The sequence below is a fragment of the Actinoallomurus spadix genome (genome assembly GCF_024055725.1).
In the GTDB taxonomy this organism is placed as follows: Bacteria; Actinomycetota; Actinomycetes; order Streptosporangiales; family Streptosporangiaceae; genus Actinoallomurus; species Actinoallomurus spadix.
Map to the genome: position 1 here is coordinate 1 of NZ_JAMXMX010000006.1, position 22,981 is coordinate 22,981.

23 protein-coding genes are annotated in these 22,981 nt (G+C 72.4%); 6 read left to right on the forward strand and 17 right to left on the reverse strand.

The window, feature by feature from the left end:
- Positions 1–196: 196 nt before the first annotated feature.
- The 6 genes from NE235_RS37270 to NE235_RS09660 form a co-directional block, all read right to left on the reverse strand.
- On the reverse strand, positions 197–589 hold the full coding sequence (locus tag NE235_RS37270) for a DUF2752 domain-containing protein (protein WP_308206056.1): 393 nt from the start codon (positions 587–589) through the stop codon (positions 197–199).
- A gap of 313 nt (positions 590–902) precedes the next feature.
- Positions 903–1,652, reverse strand: coding sequence for a PP2C family protein-serine/threonine phosphatase (locus NE235_RS09640; protein ID WP_252800935.1), 750 nt, complete (start codon positions 1,650–1,652; stop codon positions 903–905).
- Between the two features lie 115 nt (positions 1,653–1,767).
- Positions 1,768–2,394 carry a response regulator gene (locus NE235_RS09645; protein WP_289848431.1) on the reverse strand — a complete coding sequence of 209 codons (627 nt, stop codon included), beginning with the start codon at positions 2,392–2,394 and terminating at the stop codon, positions 1,768–1,770.
- On the reverse strand, positions 2,391–3,497 hold the full coding sequence (locus NE235_RS09650; protein WP_252800937.1) for a GAF domain-containing sensor histidine kinase: 1,107 nt from the start codon (positions 3,495–3,497) through the stop codon (positions 2,391–2,393). The genes NE235_RS09645 and NE235_RS09650 overlap by 4 nt, the downstream gene beginning before the upstream one ends.
- Before the next feature lie 124 nt (positions 3,498–3,621).
- On the reverse strand, positions 3,622–3,984 hold the full coding sequence (locus tag NE235_RS09655) for a DUF4190 domain-containing protein (RefSeq protein WP_252800940.1): 363 nt from the start codon (positions 3,982–3,984) through the stop codon (positions 3,622–3,624).
- 12 nt (positions 3,985–3,996) lie between these two features.
- The gene (locus NE235_RS09660; protein ID WP_252800942.1) at positions 3,997–4,383 is read right to left on the reverse strand and encodes a DUF2752 domain-containing protein; all 387 of its coding nucleotides are present in this window, start codon (positions 4,381–4,383) and stop codon (positions 3,997–3,999) included.
- A 113-nt stretch (positions 4,384–4,496) separates the two neighbouring features.
- Between NE235_RS09660 and NE235_RS09665 the strand changes: the two genes are divergently transcribed.
- From NE235_RS09665 to NE235_RS09675, 3 genes are read left to right on the forward strand one after another with little or no spacing between them, the layout of a single operon-like run.
- Complete coding sequence (locus NE235_RS09665) at positions 4,497–5,165, forward strand: SDR family NAD(P)-dependent oxidoreductase (RefSeq protein WP_252800944.1); 669 nt, start codon at positions 4,497–4,499, stop codon at positions 5,163–5,165.
- Entirely contained in the window at positions 5,162–6,493 is a 1,332-nt protein-coding gene (locus tag NE235_RS09670; RefSeq protein ID WP_252800946.1) for an MFS transporter, read from the forward strand. Before NE235_RS09665 ends, NE235_RS09670 begins: the two co-directional genes overlap by 4 nt.
- On the forward strand, positions 6,486–7,493 hold the full coding sequence (locus tag NE235_RS09675; protein ID WP_252800948.1) for an S-adenosylmethionine:tRNA ribosyltransferase-isomerase: 1,008 nt from the start codon (positions 6,486–6,488) through the stop codon (positions 7,491–7,493). The genes NE235_RS09670 and NE235_RS09675 overlap by 8 nt, the downstream gene beginning before the upstream one ends.
- A gap of 40 nt (positions 7,494–7,533) precedes the next feature.
- Here the strand turns inward: NE235_RS09675 and NE235_RS09680 are convergent, their stop codons facing one another.
- Entirely contained in the window at positions 7,534–7,941 is a 408-nt protein-coding gene (locus tag NE235_RS09680; RefSeq protein WP_252800950.1) for a hypothetical protein, read from the reverse strand.
- 153 nt (positions 7,942–8,094) lie between these two features.
- A complete protein-coding gene (locus NE235_RS09685; protein ID WP_252800952.1) occupies positions 8,095–8,472 on the reverse strand; it encodes a hypothetical protein in 378 nt (125 codons plus the stop codon).
- 141 nt (positions 8,473–8,613) lie between these two features.
- On the opposite strand from NE235_RS09685, the gene serB reads away from it, so the two are divergent.
- A complete protein-coding gene (gene serB, locus NE235_RS09690; RefSeq protein WP_252800954.1) occupies positions 8,614–9,819 on the forward strand; it encodes a phosphoserine phosphatase SerB in 1,206 nt (401 codons plus the stop codon).
- 27 nt (positions 9,820–9,846) lie between these two features.
- On the opposite strand, the gene NE235_RS09695 is transcribed toward serB, so the two are convergent.
- From NE235_RS09695 to NE235_RS09715, 5 genes are all read right to left on the reverse strand, one after another.
- Positions 9,847–12,015 carry an FUSC family protein gene (locus tag NE235_RS09695; RefSeq protein ID WP_252800956.1) on the reverse strand — a complete coding sequence of 723 codons (2,169 nt, stop codon included), beginning with the start codon at positions 12,013–12,015 and terminating at the stop codon, positions 9,847–9,849.
- Between the two features lie 113 nt (positions 12,016–12,128).
- Positions 12,129–12,599, reverse strand: coding sequence for a SixA phosphatase family protein (locus NE235_RS09700; protein WP_252800958.1), 471 nt, complete (start codon positions 12,597–12,599; stop codon positions 12,129–12,131).
- A 220-nt stretch (positions 12,600–12,819) separates the two neighbouring features.
- Complete coding sequence (locus tag NE235_RS09705; RefSeq protein ID WP_252800960.1) at positions 12,820–15,213, reverse strand: sodium-translocating pyrophosphatase; 2,394 nt, start codon at positions 15,211–15,213, stop codon at positions 12,820–12,822.
- 377 nt (positions 15,214–15,590) lie between these two features.
- Entirely contained in the window at positions 15,591–16,022 is a 432-nt protein-coding gene (locus NE235_RS09710) for an ATP-binding protein (RefSeq protein ID WP_252800962.1), read from the reverse strand.
- A gap of 7 nt (positions 16,023–16,029) precedes the next feature.
- On the reverse strand, positions 16,030–16,383 hold the full coding sequence (locus NE235_RS09715) for an STAS domain-containing protein (protein WP_252781131.1): 354 nt from the start codon (positions 16,381–16,383) through the stop codon (positions 16,030–16,032).
- A 367-nt stretch (positions 16,384–16,750) separates the two neighbouring features.
- Between NE235_RS09715 and NE235_RS09720 the strand changes: the two genes are divergently transcribed.
- Positions 16,751–18,976, forward strand: a complete 2,226-nt coding sequence (locus NE235_RS09720; RefSeq protein ID WP_406567563.1) for a DEAD/DEAH box helicase — start codon at positions 16,751–16,753, stop codon at positions 18,974–18,976.
- A gap of 26 nt (positions 18,977–19,002) precedes the next feature.
- The gene (locus NE235_RS09725) at positions 19,003–20,190 is read left to right on the forward strand and encodes an FAD-dependent monooxygenase (protein ID WP_252800964.1); all 1,188 of its coding nucleotides are present in this window, start codon (positions 19,003–19,005) and stop codon (positions 20,188–20,190) included.
- Positions 20,191–20,255: 65 nt separating this feature from the next.
- Here the strand turns inward: NE235_RS09725 and NE235_RS09730 are convergent, their stop codons facing one another.
- The 4 genes from NE235_RS09730 to NE235_RS09745 all read right to left on the reverse strand — a co-directional run bounded on the left by NE235_RS09730 (position 20,256) and on the right by NE235_RS09745 (position 22,861).
- On the reverse strand, positions 20,256–21,059 hold the full coding sequence (locus NE235_RS09730; RefSeq protein ID WP_252800966.1) for a hypothetical protein: 804 nt from the start codon (positions 21,057–21,059) through the stop codon (positions 20,256–20,258).
- A 418-nt stretch (positions 21,060–21,477) separates the two neighbouring features.
- The gene (locus NE235_RS09735) at positions 21,478–21,969 is read right to left on the reverse strand and encodes an Rv3654c family TadE-like protein (protein ID WP_289848432.1); all 492 of its coding nucleotides are present in this window, start codon (positions 21,967–21,969) and stop codon (positions 21,478–21,480) included.
- A gap of 176 nt (positions 21,970–22,145) precedes the next feature.
- On the reverse strand, positions 22,146–22,583 hold the full coding sequence (locus tag NE235_RS09740; protein ID WP_252800969.1) for a TadE family type IV pilus minor pilin: 438 nt from the start codon (positions 22,581–22,583) through the stop codon (positions 22,146–22,148).
- An 83-nt stretch (positions 22,584–22,666) separates the two neighbouring features.
- Positions 22,667–22,861 carry a DUF4244 domain-containing protein gene (locus NE235_RS09745; protein ID WP_252800971.1) on the reverse strand — a complete coding sequence of 65 codons (195 nt, stop codon included), beginning with the start codon at positions 22,859–22,861 and terminating at the stop codon, positions 22,667–22,669.
- Positions 22,862–22,981 lie beyond the last annotated feature (120 nt).

Below are 22,981 nucleotides of genomic sequence, written 5' to 3' on the forward strand. Positions count from 1 at the left end.
GCTGCTGGCCATAACCGGGCTGCTGCTGACCGTAGCCCGGCTGCTGCTGGCCATAGCCCGGCTGCTGCTGACCGTACCCGGGCTGCTGCTGGCCCTGGCCGTACGGGTCGTAGGGGGTGCTCACGCTGTTACTCCTTCATTGAATGACGCCCGTCTGCCAAGCCGGGCTCGCTGTCGCCGTGACGAGATAGGGAATTCACCACTGCAGGAGCCCGAACCGGGCAAGCTGCCATAGCCAGGACAGGACAACCACGACCCCGAGCAGCGCCGCTCGGGCACGCGACTCGATCGCCCACCATCGGTGCCCGATCCCCAGGGGCGCCGTGGCCAGGCCGAGCGCCCCCGCGAGAGCGAAGGGGTTCGCGAGGACCGCTCTGACCGGATGGGCGGCTCCCAGCTCCATGAAGACGGTGGTACCGCCACAAAGAGGGCAGGGAACCCCGGTGAACCGCCGAAGCGGACACAGTATGCCGGGATCGTGGGCACGGTGCACGAGCGCCGCGAGTACGGCCGCGACGGCCATGCTCCCCGTGCGGATCGCCACACCCCGTACCCCGTCCCCTGCGGCGGCGGTGAAGGAGGCGAGCATCCGCGCCGGTGCGGTCGGCGCACCAGGGGTGACCCTCGTCCCCCGTGCGACGTCCAAACTCCGCCCTCCAACCCCGTGCCGTTGTACGCCTGTGCGACCTATATCGCAATAAGCCGGGCAACGGTCAAGTCAGATGCACCGACAGAGTTCAGAACGTGACCGCACGGAGACCTTCACGGCCGGTCGGCGACACCACCGGGCGACGTCCCCCTGGGGCCGCCCCGCCCGGACGCCACCCGCCCGGCAGGTGCCATCCACCCGAAGCCGGCCGCCCGACCGATGCCGCCCGCCAGGTGCCGCCTCGTGGCGTACGTCAGTGCTGGGCGGCACCCACGACGACCGGAGGCGTCGCGTCCACACCCTCCGCGACGACGTCCACCACGATGACCGTGATGTTGTCCGGCCCGCCGGCCTGGTTGGCCAGGTCGATGAGCGTCTGAACGACCGCTTCGGGCTCCGGCCGGCTCGTCAGGACCTGGTGCAGCGTCTCCGCGCCGACCGGGCCGCTCAAACCATCGGAGCACAGCAGGTAGCGGTCGCCCGGCAGCGCCTCGCGCAGGGACATGTCCGGCTTACGGTCCGGCTTGCCGTCGAGAACCCGGACGAGGCGGTTCGCCAGGTGGGGCGCCGCGCCGTCCTCGCCGGTGAGCATCTTCTCCAGCGTGTGGTCCTCGGTGATCTGGTAGAGGATGCTGTCCCGCAGCATGTACGCGCGGGAGTCCCCGATGTGCGCGAGGGCGAGCTGGGTGCCCGACCACAGCATCGCCGTGCAGGTGGTGCCCATCGACTGCAACGCGGGCTCCTGCTCGACCCGCTGCGCGATCGCCTGGTTGGCGGACAGCACGGCGTGTTCGAGAGTGTCCACCAGCGCGGGCTGCGGGACCTCGGCGTCGGTCGGTGCGAGGGTCTCGACGGCGAGAGAGCTTGCGATCTCCCCGCCGACGTGACCCCCCATCCCGTCGGCGACTGCGAGCAGCCATGGGCCCGCATACGCCGAGTCTTCGTTGTTCTCGCGGGTACGGCCGACGTCCGACCCCGCGGCGTAGCGAATGGCGACTCTCATGTGACTTCCGATGACGTCCTCGGCGATGCGGTTCACTCAGCCGACTACTGAGGTTCATCAAGATATTCGACCGGCGCGGCTTACGCCTCCTGGATCCCACGCGAATGCTCGCGAGTCACCGATCGGCGAGGCCGTGACGGACGGCGTACAGGGCCGCCTGGGTGCGATCCTGCAGCCCCAGCTTAAGCAGGATGTTCGAAACGTGCGTCTTGACGGTCTTCTCCGAAACGACCAGTGCGCGGGCGATCTCGCGGTTCGACCGGCCCCGGGCGATCTGGACGAGGACCTCGCGCTCGCGCTCGGTGAGCGCTCCCGCGCCCGGGTCCGCCTGCGCGGGCGCCAGCATCGCCTCGGCCGCCTCCGGCGCGAACAGCATGTGCCCGTCGTGGACGGCGCGGATCGCCTGCACCAGGGCGTGCGGGTCGACGTCCTTGTAGAGATACCCGGAGGCGCCGGCGCGTACGGCGGGCAGGACGTGCTCCCGCTCGCCGACGCTGGTGAGCACGATGACGCGGGACCCGACGCCGCGCGCGCGAAGCTCGCCCAGCGCGGTCGTGCCGTCGACGCCGGGCATTTTCAAATCGAGGAGGACGACGTCGGGCCGCAGTGCCTCCGCGCGGGAGACGGCCTCGGCACCGTCGGCCGCCTCGCCGACGACCTCGATGTCCTCCTGCACGCCGAGGAACGTGCGCAGGCCCTGACGCACGACGGGATGGTCGTCGACGATCAGCACGCGGATCATGCCGGCACCTCCAGGCGTACGACCGTGCCGGCCGCGGACGAGTCGATGGTCAGGCGCCCGCCGATCGACTCGGCGCGTTCGCGCATGGACGCCAGCCCGAGGCCGTCGCGCGAACCGGCTCCGACGTCGAAGCCGGTCCCGTCGTCGCGGATCTCCAGCAGTCCGGCCGTGAGCCGCACCGTCACCTCCAAGGGATCACCGTGGCGGAGGGCGTTGTAGAGGGCCTCCTGGGCGACGCGGTACGCCACCGCCTCGACCTCGCCGGAGAAGGCGACGTCGTCGCCCTCGAACCGCACCCGCGGCCGACGGCCGCGCCCCGAGCCCCAGGCGCGGTCCAGGACCCGCACGTGCTTGCGCAGCGACTCCGCGAGCCCATCGCCCTCCAGCTCCGCGGGGCGCAGCTCGAAGATGACCTCGCGCAGCTCCGCGAGGGCCTCCTTGGCGAGCGTCTGGACGCGTTCGAGCTCGGCACGGGGGTCCGCCGCGGACAGGGCCGCAGCGGCGGTCAAGCGGAGGGAGAACAGCTTCTGCGCCACCGCGTCGTGCAGCTCGCGCGCCAGCCGGGCACGCTCCTCGATCACCGTGAGCTCGCGATTCCGCTCGTACAGCCGCGCGTTGGTCATCGCGATCGCGGCGTGCGCGGCGAAGAGGGTGAGCAGCTCCTCGTCGGCGGCCGTGAACCCGCCCGGGGTGCGCCGATTGGCGAGGAAGATGATGCCGAGCGTCTCGGTCCCGTCCTTGATGGGGACGCCGAGGAAGTCCTTGAGGACCGGGTGCGCCGCCGGCCAGCCTTCGAACTCCGGGGCCCGGCGCACGTCCGGCAGCCGCTGGACGCGGTCGTCGTGGAGCATCAGCGCGAGCAGCCCGTGCTGCCGGGGCAGCGGGCCGATCCGCCGCCACTCCTCATCCGAGACGCCCTCGACGACGAACTCGGCGAACGACCCCTCGTCGTCGGGTACGCCGAGCGCGGCGTAGCGGGCGTCGAGGAGCTGCGCGGCGGCCCGGACGATCACCTGCAGGACCTCGTGCACGGACAGGTGCCGCGTGACCGCGAGCACCGCCGTGCTGACGGCGTGCAGCGTCGCGTCCCGATCGGTGTCCACGGCTCACGACCGTACCGCCGCGGGCTCCCGCCGCCGCAGGCCCCGGCTCCGGAACCCGGTCCCCTCCGGTGCCACCGCGGGTTCCCGCCCGGGCTGGGCCGGGCGGGAACCGCGCGGGAGGCCGTCAGGTGCCGGACTGCAGCCGGAGGAGCGTGACGAGGATTCCGAGCACCGCGGAGACCACGCCGCCGATCCAGGCCACCTTGGCGAGGGTGTCCGGCCGGCCCTGGGCGCGGAACTGATTCTGAGCGACGAGGCCGAGCACGATTCCCGCGAGGGGGCAGAAGAACCAGCAGATGATGCCGATGATCGACAGCACCTGCGGGGTGCTCGTCCGCGGCTGCGCCGGCTCCCCGTAGCCGCCGCCGTACCCGGGCGGCGGGGGTGGTGCGGACGGCGGGCCGTCACCGTAACCGGGCGGCGGGGGCGGGGCGGACGGCGGGCCGTCGTCGTGACCACCGGGTGGGCCCTCTGGCGGATGTACCACGGTTCCTCCCTGTCAGATGATGCCGAAGCGGGCGAGCTGCCAGATCTCGGAAGCGATCAACGGCGCGACGATGACCACGATCGGGACGACCTGCCGCGTCCTGCGGGACGATCTCCGCCAGAGCGCGCCCATCCGGGACCGCCGCGCGAGCGGGGCCACCAGGAACCCCGCGCACACCGCGACCGCCAGCGGAGACGCGTGCACGGCGCCGAGGAGATCGGCGTGCCCGAGATGGACGGCCGCCGTCGTGAACCCGCACAGCGGGCAGGGGACGCCGGTGTACTGACGCAGGACGCACAGGGTCGGCGGGCGCGGGACGCGCAGCGCGGCCAGGCCGGCGACGACGGCGACGAGCAGCGCCGCCCGGGCGGGCACTCCCCACGGCCGTCCGATCGCCATCCGCCCGTACCTCACAGGTCAGGTTGTTCCCGGAGGACCTACGACCATCCGCCGGGCCGATCCCGGTCCCTTGGCCGATGTCGGTCACACGGTCGCTGCCTAGTGTCGAGGCCATGAAGGCACTGATCACCGGGGCGTCCCGTGGGCTCGGCCTGGCGCTGGCCCGCGCGCTCGCCCAGGACGGCTGGACCCTGATCCTCGACGCCCGGGGAGCGGCCGACCTGGACAGGGCCGCCGCCGGCCTCACCGCCGCGGGCGCGGACGTCACCGCCGTCCCCGGCGACATCGCCGACCCGGCCCACCGGGCGGCGCTCGTACGAGCGTCGGACGGGCTCGACCTCCTCGTCAACAACGCGAGCACGCTCGGCGCGACGCCGCTGCCGCGCCTGGCCGACCACCCGCTGCCGGAGCTGGAACGCGCGTTGGCGGTCAACGTGCTCGGGCCGCTCGCGCTCACCCAGGGCGTCCTGCCGTCCCTCCGGGCCCGCCGGGGCGCGATCGTCAACGTCAGTTCCGACGCCGCCCGCGAGGCCTATGAGGGCTGGGGCGGATACGGCGCGACGAAGGCCGCCCTCGACCAGCTGTCCAACGTCCTGGCCGCAGAGGAGCCCGAGATCGCCGTATGGTCGGTCGACCCCGGCGAGATGCGCACGCGGATGCTCGCCGACGCCGGCGAGGACGCCGACGCGGCGCCTCTCCCCGAGGACGTCGCCGTCCCCGCCCTGCGCAGGCTGATCACCGAGCGCCTCCCGAGCGGCCGGTACACGGCAGGCGCCCTGTGAGCGCACCGGCCGAGACGGCGGACACGGCCGCCCCCGCGCCGCGGACCGGGCTGCTGACCGGCCCGTACCGCACGACCACGATCGGCATCCTGCTCGTCATCACGCTCCTGGCCTTCGAGCAGATGGCCGTCGGCACGACCATGCCGGTCGCGGCACGCGAACTGGGCGGTCTGTCGATGTACGCCTGGGGGTTCACCGCGGTGTTCATCAGCGGGCTGGTCGGCAACGTCCTGGCGGGCGGCTGGGCGGACGCGCGCGGTCCCGCCCTGCCGCTCGTGGCCGGGCTGGTGATCTTCGTGGCCGGGCTGGTCGTCGTGGGCACCGCCCCGGGGATGGCCTGGTTCGTCGCGGGCCGGGCCGTCCAGGGCCTCGGCTCCGGCCTGGCGGTCGTCCCGCTGTACGTGATCGTGGCGGGCGTCTACCCGGAGCCGGCCCGGCCGAGGGTGTTCGCCGCGATGTCGGCCGCCTGGGTCGTGCCGTCCCTGGTCGGCCCGTCCGTCGGCGGCCTCGTCGCCCAGCACCTCGGCTGGCGCTGGGTCTTCCTCGGCCTGATCCCCCTGGTGCTGCCCGCCGCCGCCATGCTCACCCCGGCGCTGCGCGGCTCCCGGACGCATGGCGCCCTCCCCCGCGGCCGTACCCTCGCCGCCGTCGCGCTGGCCGTCGGCGCCGCCGTCCTGCTGTGGGGCATCGACCACCGCTCGCCGCTCGGGCTGCCCGGCCTGGCCGGCCTCGCGTACGGCCTGCGGGTGCTGCTGCCGCGCGGCACGCTCCGCCTCGGCCGAGGGCTGCCGACCGCGATCGCCATGCGCGGCCTGCTGATGGGCACGATGGCCGGCACGGAGGCGTTCATCCCGCTCGCGTTGATCACCCGGCACGGCTTCAGCCCCACGGCCGCCGGAGTCGTGCTCACCGTCGGAGCCCTCGGCTGGAGCAGCGGATCCTGGCTCCAGGGCCGGTTCACCGGCATCTCACGGGTGCGGTTCGCGGTGCTGGGCCCGGCCCTCCTGACCGCCGGGGTCGCCGGGATCGCCGTCGCCCTGTACACCTCCGGCTGGGCCGCCGTCCCCGCCTGGATCGTCGCCGGGCTCGGGGTGGGCATGGCCTTCCCGACCCTCAGCGTCACGGTGCTCGCCCTGTCCGCGCCGGACGAGCAGGGCGCCAACTCCTCGGCCCTGCAGATCTCCGACACCCTCGGCTCGTCGCTCGGCGTCGGCGTGGCCGGCGCGCTCGTCAACGCGGCGGGCCTGGGCGCCGGCCTCGCCTGGACCCTCGCCATCGCCCTCGTCGCGGCCGCGGCCGCGCACCGTGTGGAGGCCTCCCGTGCTTGACTTCACCCTTCCCGCCGCCCTGGAGGCGCACGAACCCCCGTCCCGCCGCGACGACGTCCGCCTGCTCGCGGCCACGCGGACCGGCGTGACGCACCACGCGTTCACCGACCTGCCGGACCTGCTCCGGCCCGGCGACCTGCTCGTCGTGAACACCTCCGCCACCCTGCCCGCCGCCGTACGCCTCGACCGCCTGGCCGTCCACTTCTCCGGTCCGGTGCCGTCGGACCCCGGCTGCTGGCTCGTCGAGTTGCGGCGGCGGACCGGGCGGGCGTCGGAGCCGTACGCGGGCGGATGCCCCGGCGAATGGTTCCCCCTGCCCGGCGGCGCGACACTGACCCTCGTCGACCGGTACACGCCCCGGCTCTGGCGGGCGCGCCTCGACACCGACGTCGAGCCGTACCTGCGGCGCCACGGCGTGCCGATCCGGTACGGATACGTCCGCCACGACCAGCCCGCGGCGGCGTACCAGACCGTCTTCGCGGAGGCGGTGGCCCGCGAAGACGGTCCCGGCAGCGCCGAGATGCCCAGCGCCGGGCGTCCCTTCACGGCCGACCTCGTGACCCGGCTCGTCGCGCGCGGCGTCCTCCTCGCGCCGCTGACCCTGCACACGGGGGTGGCGTCGCCGGAGAAGGACGAGCCGCCCTACCCGGAGCGGTACGAGATCCCGGCCACCACGGCCGCGCTCCTCAACCATGTGAGATGGGAGGGCGGCCGGGTGATCGCCGTGGGGACGACCGTCGTACGCGCGCTGGAGAGCGCCGTCACCCGCGAGGGCCTCGTCCGGCCCTCGAACGGCTGGACCTCCCACGTGGTCACCCCGGAGGAGGGCGTGCGGGTGGTGGACGGGCTGCTCACCGGACTCCACGAGCCGCGCTCCTCACACCTGCGGCTGCTGACCGCGATCGCCGGGGAGGACCTGCTCGAACGCGTCTACACCGAGGCCCTGGCGGGCGGCTACCGCTGGCACGAGTTCGGCGACGTGAACCTGCTGCTGCCGTGACGGCACGCTCCCGTCATGGCGCGGACGGCCGAGGTGTCGGTCAGTAGGGGAACGGTCGCGCAGCGTCCGTAGGTGACCTTCGCGGGCGGCGCAGTCGCCGCCGCAGCCGGTCGAGCCGCTCCCGGTCGGCCACGTCGCGCTCGTCTCGCCCGGCTCGACGCTCGAGAATCCTCTCGACCCACACCCCGAGCGGCATCTCGGGCGGTTTCTGCCAGTACTCCGGCCGGCGGGCGAGGAGACGCTCTTCGGCCGCGTACGCCGCGTCGGCGTCCGGCCGCCCCTTGGCGGCGAGCAGATCACGCCGGGCGCGACGCCGGTTCACGCGGTTGGCCCGCCGTTTCCTGGCGGGGACCCACCGGCGCGCGGGCTTGAAACTGTAGCCGCTGCTGCCACGCCGGTCCTTGGCATAGCTCAGCCGTTTCTTCTCCTGTGGCGTGCGCCGCGACACCACCGCACTCCATTTCCCCGGGCTGCCGATCCCAGGAGAATAGGAGTCCGGATAGAGGGCGTCGACCGGATTTCGCGGCGATGGTCCAACGGGTGAAGAACCCTCCCGGGCACGAGAACCGGTCCGGAGTCGACCACACCCGCCTGGAGCGGCTCACTCCAGCTGTTTCCAGCCCTGGCGTTCGCCGCCGATCTGTAGCGCGACGCACAGACCGACGAGCACCGCGAAGGTCAACACGTTCTCCCGCACGAGGTGACCGACGATGGCCCGGCTGAAGCCGAGATCCGCCGCGCAGAGCAGTGCATACCCGTAGAAACCCCACTTCTTCCACCGACACAGCGCGAGGAGACACACGACACCAATGACGTCGGATGCCATCGCCGCGAGACATATCCACTGGGCATGAAGCGGGATCCGCCCGGCGTTCCACAGCAGCACCACGACGTCATAGGCCAACCCGACGATGCTGAAAGTCAGCAACGTCCCCAGGTACACCACGAGAAATCCATGAGGAGGTTTCTGCGGATTCACCCACGAATGGTCCCACGGCACTGCGCGGACTCCCGGGGCACGGGAACCGGTCCGGACGGCGAAGGCTCGCGGAACGGCCGGTGTCCGGATGGTGGACCGCCGAGCGGGGCACGATGAGCGCCAAGTACCGTGGTGAACAGCATGGATGCCAAGACGCGCACGCTGCTGATCACGCTGACCGGCCGTGACCGCCCCGGAGTCACGTCCCGCCTGTTCAGCGCACTCGCCGCCTTCCCCGTCACCGTCGCCGACGTCGAGCAGGTCGTGATCCGCGGCCGTCTCGTGCTCGGCGTGCTCGTCTCGTACGGTCCCGACACCGACATCGGCCGGGTCTGGGCCGCCGCCGAGAAGATCGCCGCCGACCTGGGCATGGAGATCGAGCTGGCCACCGGCACCGGGACCGGCGACCCGCGCCGCCGCCGGGGCCGGCTGCACGTCACGATCCTCGGCACTCCGCTGACCCCCGCCGCGATGGCCGGGATGGCGGGGCGCGTGGCGGCGCACGGCGCCAACATCGACCGCATCGAGCGGCTCGCCCACCACCCGGTGACCTGCATCGAGATGCACGTCTCCGGCGCCGACCCCGACGGCCTGCGCGCCGCGCTCGCCGCCGAGGCGGCCGAGCAGCACGTCGACGTCGCGGTCCAGCGCGGCGGCCTCGCCCGGCGGGCGAAGCGGCTCATCGTGATGGACGTCGACTCGACCCTCATCCAGGGCGAGGTCATCGAGTTCATCGCCGCGCACGCCGGCCTGGAGGCCAAGGTCGCCGAGATCACCGAGGCCGCGATGCGCGGTGAGCTCGACTTCGAGGGCGCGCTGCGGGAGCGCGTCGCGATGCTCGCCGGGCTCGACGCGAGCGTCCTGGCGCAGGTGCGCGACCGCATCGAGTTCTCCCCGGGCGTCCGCACCCTCGTGCGGACGCTGAAGCGCCTCGACTACAAGTTCGCCATCGTCAGCGGCGGGTTCACGCAGATCACCGACGCGCTCGCCGCGGACCTCGGCATCGACTACACCGCCGCGAACGTCCTCGAGGTCGAGAACGGCCGGCTCACCGGCAACCTCGTCGGGCCCATCGTCGACCGGGCCGGCAAGGCGGAGGCCCTGCGCCGGTTCGCGGCCGCCGCCGGTGTGCCGATCAGCCAGACCGTCGCGATCGGGGACGGCGCGAACGACCTCGACATGCTCGCCGCCGCCGGGCTCGGCATCGCCTACAACGCCAAGCCCGTCGTCCGTGAGGCCGCCGACACGGCCCTCAACGTGCCGTACATGGACAGCATCGCCTTCCTGCTGGGCATCTCCCGTGACGAGATCGACGCCGCCGACGCGGAAGACGCCGGCCTGCTCTGACGCCCCGGTTCGGCGGTGAGCCGGCGGTCACGGCGCCGCGTCGCCCGGCGCGTCGCTCAGGACGGCGCGGCGGAGGCGTTCGGCGTCGGACGCGAGGCCGCGCAGCGCGTGCCGGGCGGCCGCGACCTGGACCAGTGAGCGCCGCAGCGTCGTGACCGCGTCCGTGCCCACGCCGTCGTCCAGTTCGGCGCGGCGGCGGCGCGTCAACGTCGCCAGGTGCCGGTCGAACTCCTCCAAGAGGTCGTCCAGCCGCAGCTCGGCGGCCTCGCCGTCGGGAGACAGCAGGGCGTCCGCGCTCTCATCGAGCTGGTCGGCGACCCGTTCGAGGATGGCGGGCAGCGGGCCGGCGTCCGTCCGGTCCTCCCACAGCACGCCGACGGCCTGCACGTCGTCGCGCAGCCGCCGCGCGATCGACGTGGCGTCGAGCAGCCGCCGTACGAGGTCCTCCGGGGGCGCCGGTTCCTGCCCGAGCCGGGTCGCCGACTCCTCGACGTCGGCGGCCGCCGCGGCGGCGTCCTCCATGCGCTTGCGGACCGACGCGCCGGCCTTGCCGTCGAAACGCGCCGCGACCGCCCGCGCCAGCCCGGCGTGCGTCCGCATCATGCGGGCCAGCCGCCCGGGCAGGAGGCCGATCGTGCCGGCCGGCCACAGCACCCGGGCCGCGGCCAGCGCGAACAGGCCGCCGACGACGGTGAGCCCGATCCGCCACGCGGCGGCGGGCCAGCTCAGCGGGGCGGAGTAGTCGATCAACAGCATGATCATCGGAGTGGCGATGGCCATCCAGTGGCCGTGGTTGACCGGCCGCACCGTGAACCCCAGGGCCGCTCCGGCGAAGACGAGAACGATCAGCGTGGCCTGGTGGGGTACGAGCGCGAGCGCCAGCGCGGCGACGATCGCGCCGATCGCCGTGCCGCCGATCCGTTTGACGACCCGCGACACCGTGTCGCCGTACGAGTCGCGCAGGCTGGCGACGACGGTGATGGTCAGCCAGTGGCCGTGCGTCAGGTGCAGCCCGGTGGTGAGGGCCATGGCGACGGCGATCGCCACGCCCATGCGGGTCGAGTACCGGAAGCCGGGCGACCGCGTGCGGACGCCCTCGACGAAGCGGCTCCAGCCGCCCGTCGGGCGTTCGGGGAGGCGTGGCGAGTCGATCCCGATCTTCAGTCCGGGAGCGATGATCTCCCGGGCGCCGTCGACCGTCGCGGCCATCCGGGAGACCGACTGCCGGACCTGCACGATGAGCGCCGTCCGTACCAGGTCGTCCGCGAGCCACGCCTGCCGGACCTCCTCGCTGACCCGGGCGAACCGGTGGAGGGCGACCGGCTGGTCGGCGCCCAGCGGGGTGCCGCCGCCCGCCTCGATGCCGCCGGCGACCAGCCGCAGCCGGGCCGCCAGCGCGGCGACGGCGACCCGTCGTTCGCGCTCCCACTCCTCGGGCGGTGACGCCTGCCTCACCGCGTCGAGGAGCGTCCGCAGCGCCACGGCCTCGTCCATGACCCGGGCGAACGCCTCGATCAGCCGCCTCGGACGCTGCTCGTCGTCCCGGCCGCCCGACAGGTACAGCCCGTACGTCGCCCGGGCCTTCCTGATGTCGTCGTACGCCTGGCGCCGCCGCCGCTCCCACTCGCCGGCCCGCGGCTCGGGCTCGGCCAGGAGGTCCAGCGCGGAGGCCACGGATCCGCCCGCGTCCGCGAGTGCCGTCCGCAACGGCTGCAGGCGCCGGGTGAGCAGCGGGACGACCATGAGCAGGGAGACGTACAGCCCGCCGAGCATCTCCAGGAAGCCGTCGAACAGCACCGGGCTGCCCGCCGGCCGGACCGTCGCGGCGATCATGCACAGGGTCGCGGTCACGCCCAGCCACGGGACGGCCGCCGCCACCGCCGCGACGAGGGGCACGACGGCCACCGCGAGCGTGGGACGGCCGGCCAGCAGGCCGCCGAGCACGGAGAAGCCCGTCACGACCAGGACCGCCGCGAGCAGCGCCCGGGCGCGGGCGCCGTACGGGCCCTGGGGCGTGGTGTTGACCACGAAGAAGGCGCCGAGGGCCGCCACTCCGCCCTGGGCCGGATGCCCGGTCACCGTGCCGATCACCAGAGGGGTGGCGATGCCGATGGACGCCACCACGCCGTACATCGGCGACGCGCGCCCCTCGGACTCCGCGTACGTCTCCCGCAGCCAGGCAAGCGACGACCGCAAAATGTGCCCCTTCGTCCGGAACGTCCCCGCAATAAGCGTACGAAAGGCCCGCTGATCGGGATCACGACGAGAGGAGACGCGGCGGCCGGACCGGGCGGACCGCCCGGTGGGCGTCAGCGGGCGCGCGGAGTCCAGTACGAGGCGAGGCGCCCGGCGCCCGGCCACAGATCGGACCACTCTCCATCGAACTCGATGACCGCCGTGGCCGCCGTGGGGAACCCCTCGTCCCCGGCGCCCCCGAGATCGAGCACCAGCCGGTGCATCGAGGGGTTGTGGCCGACGAGGAGGAGCGTCCCCGGCTCGTCCGGCCGGGCGCGCAGGAGGTCGAGGATCGCCTCCGGGTCGTTGTCGTACACCCGGTCGTCGAACTCGACGGTCGCGCCGAACCGGAGCTCCTCGAGGGTCTGCCGGGTGCGCAGGGCGGGCGAGCAGATCACGTGGTCCGGAACACGGCCGACCGCGCGCAGCTCGTCGCCGGCCGCCCGCGCGTCACTCCGGCCGCGGGCGGCGAGCGGGCGCTCGAAGTCCGGCGTGCCCAGGGGCGACTCGGCCTTGGCGTGCCGCAGCACGATCAGCGCGGGCATCAGACGCGGTGGTGCGGCGAGAAGAGCACGGCGATCAGCATGATCGCCAGAACGATCGCGAACATCACGCCGACGAGGATCGCGAAACCCTTCGCACCGGACGGCTGGGACTTCTGCATGCCTCCAGTCTGCCGCCTCCCCGCAGTGCCCGGAACGCGGAGAGGGCCGGACGGTGATCCGTCCGGCCCCCTCTGCCTTCCTCACAGGGTGGCTGTCGCGATCAGGACGCCTTGGCCGCCGCGGCCTCCTCGTCGTCCGTGGGCTCCGGGCCGCCCGGCGCCTTCGCGCCGCTCTCGACGGCCGGCTCGGTCTCCCCGCCGATGGAGGAGGCCCGCCGCTTCGAGACGACGATCGCGCCGACGATGACGCCGACCGCGATGACCGTGACGATGATCCGCAGGGCGGTGTTCGCGGCGTACGTCACGACGGCCTGCGCGATCAGCAGCGACACGAGGTTCATCACCTTGATCAGCGGGTTGATCGCCGGGCCCGCGGTGTCCTTGAACGGGTCGCCGACCGTGTCACCGATGACCGTGGCCGCGTGCGCCTCCGAGCCCTTGCCGCCGAGGTTGCCCTCTTCGACGAGCTTCTTGGCGTTGTCCCAGGCGCCACCGGAGTTGGCCAGGAACACCGCCATCAACGCGCCGGCCGCGATCGCGCCCGCGAGGAACGCGCCGAGCGGCGCGTACCCGAGCGCGAACCCGACGGCGATCGGCGTCATGATCGCCAGCAGGCCGGGCGTGGCGAGCTCGCGCTGCGCGTCGGCGGTGCAGATGCTGACCACCCGGTCGTAGTCGGGCTTCTCGGTGTAGTCCATGATCCCGGGCTTGGTGCGGAACTGCTCGCGCACCTCGACCACGACGCGACCGGCCGCGCGGCCGACCGCCATGATCGCCAGACCGGAGAACAGGAACACCACCGAGGCACCGATGATCAGGCCGATGAGGACGTTCGGGTTGTCGACGCCCAGGTTGAAGGTCTGGAACGTCGGGCCGAGCGCCTTCTTGACGCTGTCGCTCGCACCGGTCAGCTCGTTGACCACCGTCGTGCGGAACGAGCCGAACAGCGCGGTCGCCGCGAGCACGGCGGTGGCGATCGCGATGCCCTTGGTGATCGCCTTCGTCGTGTTGCCGACCGCGTCGAGGCTCTCCAGCACGCCGGCCGCCTCGCCCTCGACGTCGCCGGACATCTCGGCGATGCCCTGCGCGTTGTCGGACACCGGGCCGAAGGTGTCCATCGAGACGATCACGCCGACCGTCGTCAGCAGGCCCGTGCCGGCCAGCGCCACCGCGAACAGCGCGATGGTCGTGTTGCTGAAGCCGAGCAGGAACGCGGCGTACACGGCGGCGGCGATCACCAGCGCGGTGTAGACGGCCGACTCCAGGCCGAGCGAGATGCCCGACAGGATGACGGTCGCCGGGCCCGTACGGGCGCTCTCGGTGGTCTCCCTGACCGGGCGGCGGTTCGTCTCGGTGAAGTAGCCGGTGAGCAACTGGATCGCGCTGGCGAGCACGATGCCGACCAGCACGGCGCCGAGCGCGACCCACCGCGGGTCGACGTCGGCCAGGTGCGAGTCGCCGCGGATGGAGTCGCTGGCCCCGTGCAGCTTGGCGAACGAGTCGGGCAGGTACAGGAACGTCGCCACGGCGACGGCGATCGCGGAGATGATCGCCGAGATGAAGAAGCCGCGGTTGATCGCGCTCATGCCCGACCGGTCCTTGGCGCGCGGCGCGACCGCGAAGATGCCGATCACCGCGGTGATCACGCCGATCATCGGCACGATCAGCGGGAAGACCAGGCCCTCGGTGCCGAACGCCACCCGGCCCAGGATGAGGCTGGCCACGAGCGTCACGGCGTACGACTCGAACAGGTCGGCGGCCATGCCGGCGCAGTCACCGACGTTGTCGCCGACGTTGTCGGCGATCGTCGCCGCGTTGCGCGGGTCGTCCTCCGGGATGCCCTGCTCGACCTTGCCGACCAGGTCCGCGCCGACGTCGGCCGCCTTGGTGAAGATGCCGCCGCCGACCCGCATGAACATGGCGAGCAGCGCGGCGCCGAATCCGAAGCCCTCGAGCACGCCCGGGGCCTTGCCCTTGTAGGCGAACACGACGACGGCGGCACCCAGCAGGCCCAGGCCGACGGTGAACATTCCGGCGACGCCGCCGGTGCGGAAGGCGATCCGCATCGCGAGCTTCTCGCCGCTCTCGCGCGCCGCCGCCGCGACCCGGACATTGCCCCGCACGGCGAGCCACATGCCGGTGAAGCCGGTGATGCCGGAGAACAACGCGCCGACGACGAAGAATACCGATCTGCCGATCTTCACCCCGGTCGACTCCGCCGGAAGCAGGAGCAGCAGAAACGGAATGATGACCACGAAGATGCCGACCGTACGGAACTGGCGTTTGAGGTACGCGAGTGCGCCCTCTTGCACCGCCGTTGCGATGTTCTGCATCTTCTCGGTGCCCTGGCTCGCGGCGAGTACCTCGCGGACCAAGACGCCTGCGACGGCCAGTGCCAACAAGGCGATCACGCCGACAACGACCACCAGACTCAGGTCGCTGCCGCCGAGACTCACCTCCGCACCGGCCTGGGCGGGCGGGTGAAGCCCAGACATGCATCCTCCTCGACAGCCGCGTTCGATCCGGTCGCCCCCGGGGGTGACCGGCCACCGCCACGCGTCGGGCGGGGCAATGGTGCCGGGAGTCTACGCAGGCGTAGCCGGAATTAGAAGCCTGCTCGGTTGCTTAACGATAATGCGACCGAGACGTGACACTCGCTGCACCAGGAATTAATACTACGCGGCTAGGCAGGCACATCTTCGCTGGTCAAAGCGGACTTACGCGGCGACCTACTTCTTGACCAAAGAGTCGCACATAAGCGGCGTATGCATGATTAGGGTGGCGAAAACTGGGAAAAGTGTACTGCCCGTATAAAGCAGCACCCCCCGGGGATCGCATGCGCGATCCCCGGGGGGTGGAAACCTCGGGCCGATCAGTCCTTCTTGACCGGCCAGCTCATGGTGATCTCGACTCCGGACGGCGTCGAAGCGATGTCCACGTCGTCGGCCAGCCCCGCGATGACGGCGAACCCCAGATTGAGGTCGCCGTTCAACTCCGTGAGGTCGACCGGCTCCGTGCCGCCGCTCCGCGTCGGGTCGTCGTCGGGCACGCGGTCGGTGACCACGACCACGAATCGATCTCCGCCGTCCCGCAGTTCGACCCGGACGGGCTCTTCCGGGCACTGCTTCCGATGGGCCTCCACCGCACGGGAGCAGGCCTCACCGACCGCCAACCGCACCTCGTCGAGCAACGTCTCTTCGACCCCGCCCCGCCGGGCGACGGCGGTCGCGATCAACCGGGCGGTGCGAACGTGGGCCGGGAGGGGACTGAATGCGAGCTCGACGGTGGCTGTCTCGGGCGCCATCCCGGCCCTACTTCTGCTTCTGACGGTGCTCTCGCGCGTCGTCGACCGAGTCGAAGATGCCGAAGACCTTGGTCAGACCGGTGATCCGGAAGATCTTCAGGATGCGCTCCTGCGTGCAGACGAGCTCGAGCGAGCCGTCATGCGCCCGAACCCGCTTGAGCCCGCCGACCAGAACCCCGAGGCCGGTGGAGTCGAGGAACTCGACCTTCTCCATGTCGACGAGCAGGTGGTACTTGCCCTTGTTCACCAGGTCGATGAGCTTCTCGCGGAGTTTCGGCGCGGTGTAGACGTCGATCTCTCCCTCCACGTTGATGACGGTGAGGTCATCGTCGGTGGTGTAGTCGTTCACCTTCAGGTCCACAGATCCTCCTGCGCCGTCCGCGTATGGAAGTCGGGGCCATGGAACCCCGCCGTGATTCAACCACGCTCCGCCATCGTGTCTACACGAAATCACCACAGAGGGCGACCCCGCCCAGCGTGGCGTACGCCTCGTGCGAGCAGGGGGTAGCACGGATGGCGGCCCAAGCGTTCTGCCCAGGATGCCAGACTGGAAACCTCCGCATGGCGAACCACTTTCAACCGAGAGGGTGACGCAGGCCATAGAGACGGACTCCGCCTTCCCCTCCGACCACGGCGCCCCATCGGCCGCCGACGGCCGTACCCGCTCGCACGGGCGCGCCCCGCTGATCCTGCGCCGGCTGCTCGACGATCCACGGCGCCGCGGCCGGATCACCCACGTGCAGAGCGTTCCCGCAGGCGACGGCCGTACGGCCGACTGGCCCGACTGGACGCCGCCGCTCCTGGTCGACCGGCTGCGCCTGGCCGGGGTCGACCGCCCCTGGGAACACCAGGTCAAGGCGGCCGAGCTCGCCCACGAGGGCAGGTCTGTGATCATCGCCACGGGTACCGCCTCGGGCAAGTCGCTGGCGTACCTCCTGCCCGCCCTCCGCGCCGTGTTCGACGGCGGCTCGGTGCTCTACCTCGCGCCCACCAAGGCCCTGGCCGCCGACCAGCTCCGCTCGCTGCGCGGCCTGAAGCTCGCCCAGTTGCGGGCGGCGACGTTCGACGGTGACACGCCGGCCGACGAGCGCACCTGGGTCCGGCAGTACGCCGACTACGTCCTCACCAACCCCGACATGTTGCACCGCACGGTGCTGCCCGGCCACGCGCGCTGGGCGCCGTACCTGCGACGGCTCCGCTACGTCATCGTGGACGAGGCGCACGGCTACCGCGGGGTGTTCGGCTCCCACGTCGCGCAGATCCTGCGCCGTCTGCGGCGCGTCTGCGCACGGTACGGCGCCGATCCGGTGTTCATCCTCGCCTCGGCGACCGCGTCGGACCCGGGGATCTCGGCGTCCCGGCTGACCGGCGTGAACGTCGCGGAGGTCGCGGAGGACACCTCGCCGCGCGGCGCGACGTCGTTCGCGCTGTGGGAGCCGCCGCTGACCGACCTGCGCGGCGAGCAGGGCGCCCCCGTACGCCGCACCGCCACCGCCGAGGCCGCCGACCTCCTCGCCGACCTCGTGGTCGAGGACGTGCAGACCCTGGCGTTCGTACGCTCGCGGCGCGGCGCGGAGGCCGTCGCGCTCGGCGCCAAACGGGCCCTCGAGGAGATCGCCCCGGACCTGCCCGCCCGCGTCGCCGCCTACCGCGCCGGCTACCTGCCGGAGGAGCGGCGCGCCTTGGAGAAGGCGCTGCGCGCCCGCGACCTCGTCGGCCTCGCCTCGACCAACGCCCTCGAACTCGGCGTCGACGTCTCCGGCCTCGACTCGGTGATCATCTGCGGCTGGCCGGGCACGCGCGCGTCACTGTGGCAGCAGGCCGGCCGCGCGGGCCGCTCCGGCCAGGACGCCCTCGCCGTCCTCATCGCCCGCGACGACCCGCTCGACACCTACCTCGTGCACCACCCATCGGCGATCTTCGGTACGCCCGTCGAGGCGACCGTCCTGGACCCGGACAACCCGTACGTCCTCGCCCCGCACCTGTGCGCCGCCGCCGCCGAACTCCCGCTGACCGAGAAGGACCTGCCGCTGTTCGGCCCGTCGGCCGCGGAGATCCTGCCCGATCTCGTACGCCGCGGGATGCTCCGCCACCGGCCCACCGGGTGGTACTGGACCAAGCGCGAACGCGCCACCGACCTCGCCGACATCCGCGGCGCCGGCGGCCCGCCCGTCCAGGTCGTCGAGGCCGCGACCGGGCGCCTGCTCGGCACCGTCGACGAGCCGTCCGCGCACACCACCGTCCACCAGGGCGCGGTCTACCTCCACCAGGGCGAGTCGTACGTCGTCCAGACCCTCGACCTGGACGACTCGGTGGCGCTCGTGGAGGCCGCCGACCCCGACTACACGACCACGGCCCGCGACGTCACCGACATCTCGATCCTGGAGACCCTCCGCTCGACGTCCTGGGGCGAGGCGACCCTCTGCTTCGGCACCGTCGAGGTGACCCAGCAGGTCGTCTCGTACCAGATGCGCCGCCTGGCCAGCGGCGAGGTCCTCGGCGAACGCCCGCTCGAACTGCCGCCCCGTACGCTCCGCACCCGGGCCGTCTGGTGGACGCTGCCGGACGAGGCCCTGCGCGTCCTCGGCGACGCCGACGTCGGCGGGTCCGCGCACGCCGCCGAGCACGCCTCGATCGGCCTGCTGCCGCTGTTCGCGACCTGCGACCGCTGGGACATCGGCGGCGTCTCGACCGCGCTGCACCCCGACACCGGCCGCATGACCGTCTTCGTGTACGACGGCCACGACGGCGGCGCCGGTTTCGCCGAACGCGGCTACGAACAGGCCGGACGCTGGCTCCGCTCGACCCGCGAGGCAATCGCCGACTGCGAGTGCGAGCACGGCTGCCCCTCCTGCATCCAGTCCCCCAAGTGCGGGAACGGGAACGACCCGCTCGACAAGCAGGGAGCCCTCGACCTCCTCGACGCCCTCCTGAAGCAGGCCCCGCGCCGCTGACCACGGCAGACGTAGAGGGAGACGAGATGACCGAGAGGACTTCCCGGAACGCAGGGGGCGGGCGCACGGCCATCGTGATCGGCGGGGGCATCGGCGGCCTGGCGGCCGCGATCGCCCTGCGCCGATGCGGCTGGCACGTGGAGGTCCTCGAACGGGCCGCGGCGTTCGGCGAGATCGGCGCCGGGCTGTCGCTGTGGCCCAACGGCGTACGCGCGCTGGACGCGCTCGGCGTGGGCGAGCAGCTCCGGGAACGGGCCCTCACCGAGACGGAGGGCGGCATCCGCGACGTCACCGGCCGCTGGTTGTCGCGAACGGACGTCCAGGAACTGGGCCGCCGGTACGGCCCGGTGGTCGCGGTCCACCGCGCCCACCTTCTCGAGATCCTGCGCGCGGCCCTGCCGGCCGCGGCCCTGCGCACGGACACCGAGGTCACCGCGGTCGAAGCCGACGGTCCACAGGTCGAGGTACGGCACAGCGCGGGCACGTCACGGGGCGATCTCCTGGTCGGCGCCGACGGCATCCACAGCGTCGTCCGGCGTTCCCTGTGGCCCGGCCACCCGGCTCCCCGCTACGCGGGATACACGGCCTGGCGCGTGATCGTCGACACGGGCCGCCCTCCCACGTCAGGCGGCGAGACCTGGGGACGCGGCGAGCGCATGGGGATCGTCCCCCTCGCCGACGGCACGACCTACCTGTTCGGCGCGGCGAACGCCCCCGAGGGCCAACGCGGCCCCGACGGCGAACTGGCGGAGATGCGGCGGCGCTTCGACGGCTGGCACGCGCCCATCCCGGAGCTCCTGGCGGCCGCGTCCGAGGACGCGGTCATGCGCCATGACATCTACGACCTGCCGCCGCTGCGCACCTTCGTCCACGGCGCCACGGCGCTGCTCGGCGACGCCGCACACGCGATGACCCCGGACCTGGGCCAGGGCGCCAACCAGGCCCTCGAGGACGCCGTCACCCTCGCCACGATGCTGTCCGCGCACCCGGCCATCGAGACCGCGCTGACCGCCTACGATCACGACCGGCGCACCCGCACCCGAATGATCGCCCGCCGGTCCCGCCGGATCGGGAAGGTCGCGCAGTGGAGCTGGACTCCTGCCGCGGCGGCCCGAGACCTGGTCCTGCGCCTCAGCCCCTCGGCGTCCATGCTGAAGGCACTCGACCCGGCCCTGGCGTGGACCCCTCCCGAGCCGAGCCCCCGGCCGTCCTGAGAGCCGAGCCTCCTCGACCGCCGCCCCGGTCCCGGACGGCAGCTCCCGGCGTACGGCGTGCGGCGTCAGCCGCGACGGCGACGCCCGCGATAGCCGTTCCGCGCCGCCGTGGACTTCCCCGCGTCGCCGGTCCCGGCGGCTCCGGATGTCACGGTTGCCGTGGTGGCGAGCTCGGTGACCGGCGGCCTCCTACGGCGCCGCACGGACCCCGGCCCGCGACCGCCCGCCGGCTCGCCTGCGGAGCCGATCTGCGCCGCGCGAGCCTCCGCCGCGAGCCGCTGGCGGCGGGACCACATGCCGAAGTGCGCCGACAGGAGCAGGAGCACCAGCGCTGCCGCGATGCTCTGTCCCCACTTGATGGGCGTGCTCGCGGACGCGTCGTCCGCCCTGACCCGCTTGGCGGCCGGCTCGGCGATCTGCGGGTCCGGGGTGGGGTACTGGAACCCGATGCCGGAGCCGTTCGGCGCCAGGGACGGCAGACTGAACGGGTTGCTGCCCAACGGCTGCGTCGTCGGAACCTCACCGGGGCCGATCCCGGCGCCGGCACCGGAACCGATGCCGCTGGGCAGGGTCGGACCGGATCCGGGGAGCGCGGTGTGGCCGCCGGGCTTGGGGCTCTTGCTGGGCGTCCTCTGATGCGTCGGCGTCGGCTTCGCTCCCGCCGACCGCGCGCTCACCGAGAACGAAGCACAGGCGTACGTGCGATGGGTGAGGTTCCCGACGAGGGTCAGGGTGACCTTTCCGACCTCGGAGACGGTCACGTCACCGTCGATCGTGTTCTTGAAGAGCGTCTGCTCGAGCTGTGTGTCAACGCCACCGCCGGAAATTTGCAGGCGGGTCGAAAGCAGTCCTCTGACCGCAGCACTCACGTGGACACGTGAGCCGATCGTCACAGGCCCGGAAGGATAGGTGATCGTATACTTCGAACTATTCGTGCACCCAGACGTGGATTCAGCATGCGCGGAACCAGTGCTGCCGAGTGTCATGGCGGCGGCCAGGGGAGTCATCAGGGCGACTGCGGCGGCCTTGCCGACCTTCCTCACGACGCCGTCCCTTCGTCGATAACACTTCCGTCGCCCCGGTCTGCCGGACTTCGAGGTGACGATGGAACCTTGCGCACGAACGACCCGGCGATCACGCGTCTCGGCCGTTCCGAGTGACTGTAGGGCCTTCTGAGGCTGGCAGGGGTGATTGTTCGCAGCAGCTTATCGGACATTAGCTCCAATAGGGTCGCGGATCAATATCAGAACCTGCGCTTCCGGGAAAGCGGATCTCCTCGTGACGGGTTCAACGAGGAGATGCCCGGCGGGTGACGGGTGGGTCCTGAGAGTCTAGGACCGGCGCTGGAACGTCGTCGACCGGCCCGGCCCGTGCCCGCGCGGTGGCGATCAGCCGGCCGGTTCGCGCGGAACCGCCGACGCGAGAGCTGACGATGACGTCGACGATCCGACCGCGGAAGATGCATCGCCGAAGTCGCCCGCCGGAGTCGCGGGCGACCTGTGCGGCCAATCCGCAGGCGCGCTCGTCCCCCTCGGCCACGTGAGCCGCCGCCGCGAGGGCCGCCAAATCGGCGGCGGCGTGTGCGCGATGCCGTGCCACACGAGCCCCGCCGACCATCATGGCCATGGTGGCGACGGCCCACACGGCTCCGATCAACGCGACCATCCACACCGTCCCCGACCCACGGTCGCCGAAGTACGCACCGAGGGCGCGCCGACCGACCTGGCGACCAGTCCGGAGGAGACCGGCGCGTTCGTCATTCCCATCTGCCACCGCCATGCTCCCTTCTCGGTCGTCGGCCCCTCGGCGCCTTCATCGATCAGTCATCGCAGTGGCGACCGGCCCGCGGTCTGCGGCTGCCCCCTCAGGAGGATCTTTTCGGCTCTGGCTCAGATCTCGTGATGGGGGCTCGTCTTCGACGCCGCACACCCCCACGGCCCCGCCCGCTCGACTCCCTACGGATTCGCCCCCGCCGGACCGCTCACCGCCGGCCCGATCCCCGCCGGACCGCTCACCGCCGGATCGTTCCCCGGCGGACCGCTCACCGGCGGACCGGCTTCCTCCGTGCCTCCCTCCGGCTCGGTGGCGGCGACGGTCTGCGCCCGCAGCCGTAGCGGTGGGAACAAGTGCCGAACCGGAGGGTCGACGGCGGCTTCGACGAGCACGCGGATGAAGTGCGGATCACGGGTGATCGACACCTGCGCTCCCGGCGGTGCGGCGCGTCGTGCGGCTGCGCGGACTTCGTCGAGCGGCTCTCCCCTGGCGGCGGCGCGGGCGCCCGCTCGCGCGGCGTCCACGCACGCCACCTGCGCTGCCGCGGCGCTCACACCCCACAACGCCACCGCGAGGAGCAGGACGAGCGCGGGGAAGGCGACCGCCGTCTCGACCGTCACCGACCCTCGCTCTCCACCCCGCCCGATCTTTCTCGAGCGCCCCCACACCTCACCCGCCGATGCTCGCTGCTCGGAGCGACCGGTCACCCGGCGAGGTTGAGCGCCTTGTGGATGATCGTTAAAAGCATCTGCCGGACCTCCGAACTGGTCACGATCTTGAACAGCAGGCCGGCGAACGCGGCGGCCGCCACGGTGCCCACGGCGTACTCGGCGGTGGACATGCCGTCGTCGGCCTTGCGCGCCCGCCAGCGGCGTTTCAGCGCGGGAACGATGCGCATGTGAATCCCTTCCTTCCTCTCGAACACGGAGACGGACACGGACACGGACGTGAGCGCGCCCAGAACCCAGCGTCGCGGACCATCAGGCACGCCCAACACAGCCGAATCCCGTTCTGTGGA